Source organism: Solemya elarraichensis gill symbiont (assembly GCF_002021095.1).
Lineage (GTDB): Bacteria > Pseudomonadota > Gammaproteobacteria > Chromatiales > Chromatiaceae.
In genome coordinates, this window is record NZ_MPRK01000316.1 from 1 (window position 1) to 1,704 (window position 1,704).

Annotated in this window: 2 protein-coding genes; both read right to left on the reverse strand. The window is 45.4% G+C overall.

What is annotated here, in order from left to right:
* Positions 1 to 429, reverse strand: a 429-nt coding sequence (locus BOW51_RS10570; protein WP_135568267.1) for a hypothetical protein, incomplete at its 3' end; no start/stop codon positions are given.
* 608 nt (positions 430 to 1,037) lie between these two features.
* On the reverse strand, positions 1,038 to 1,704 hold a 667-nt coding region (locus tag BOW51_RS10575; RefSeq protein ID WP_135568268.1), incomplete at its 5' end, for a glycosyltransferase.

Below are 1,704 nucleotides of genomic sequence, written 5' to 3' on the forward strand. Positions count from 1 at the left end.
GTCAACGAAGGTCTGCCCGCGGTATGGGGCCAGCACCAGCACCAAAGGCGCAGGCTTACTGGTTGGCACGGTGTATAGTTCGAAGCTGGTTTGCAACTCGCCTTCACCATAGGGATCGGGTTGATACAGGCGCCCTTCGTGACGTTGAAAGCTCACTTCCTGGTTGCGGGAAACCAGCTCGAACTGCGTGTACACCGGCCTGGCCCGTAGCAAGTCTGCCGGGTTCGGTGTCGCAAAGACAATGGCCGGTAGTAGCGCCAGTAGTAAAATCAGTCCTGCCAGTTGAACCATTGGTCGTGTCTTTCGTGAGCTTCTTCGATGCCCCGGCGTTTGAGTGACAAAAAGGTCTGCATGGTGAAGTCGATGCTGTAATTGCGCAGCACCTGTTGAGCCTTGCTCAAGAGATAGGAATTTGCTTTCAGCGTGCATGGCTGGTGATTCCGCTTATCATAGACAAAGAACACGCCATTGGCTGTTTGTTATAAACCTGATTATCCTCACTGACCTTCTTGCCCCTTCCTGTCGCGCAAAAGTACCTTCTTTAAATCAATTTCACCCATCCTCGGTTTTGTGTCAAGCTCAACACGCCCGCGAAGTCATCATCATCCAAATGGCGTACGAGTGGCGAGATGACTGAGATTGTATTTAGTGTCCGCTTCTGGCCTAAAGCAGACTTCGTAGGAATCTTGTATCTCAGCTATACTGAATGACCGCTAACGACCAAAAGCAGTCGTTGAAGCCGCTTGAGTTCTACGTCTGCTACCAGTCCGAAGCGGTCAATCGGGGAAATGAAATTCTGATGGAATGACCGACTCTTCATGCTGATCAGCGGAAGCTAAGAATTAATTTCTACAGGCGGCTATCGGCAAAAAGTGGTCAGCGATTTTGTAACGGGGGTTTTAAATACTTCCTGACATCAGTCATTGCAGTTAATTAGTTTACCGGTTATTCCAATAAAATCGTGGCGACAAAAGTCCGTATTCGAAAGCGGTACATAAGAATTTAATTTTCGTATGATATTTCCTGGTAGATCTGCCTTAGTTTATTGAAAAATACCTTTTCGGAAAAATGTGAAGTAAAAATTTTTTTCCTAATTTTCCCATAGAGACGATTTTATCAGGATGTTCGCAGAAGAATTCAATATATTTTTGAAGCGCTTTGATATCTTTGGGTTTTACCAGAAAACCATTGTGGCTATGTTTTACCAGTTCGGGCATGGCACCGCTATTAATAGCTATGACCGGTTTTTCTGCAGCTATACCTTCTGCGATACTACGACCAAATGATTCTGGGACTTCTGACAGGCTCAACATCACGTTGATCATCGAAACAGCTTGCCTGCTGTCTTTTATATAGCCTGTAAATATCAGGTTTTTTGTGAGTTGACCACGATTTTGACAAGCTTTCGCTTGTTTTACGACGGGCGTAATAGGGCCGACCACAATAAACCGAGCCTGAGGAAAACGTTTGGCACAAATTTGTGCTATGCCTATAAATTCGACCAGGCCTTTTTGGGGATTATTACTGCTGATCATGCCGAAGTTAATTGTATTTCCGAGTAAGTTCGACATTTCAAAATGATCAAAATCAATTAAATTATAAAGCAGGCGGATATTTGTGCCTGAATCAAACATAGCCATTGTGGCTAGAGAATTGCAAACGCTGCGCGCCAAGGAGAGAGAATCGAAGGCGCGTAGTCCCCGG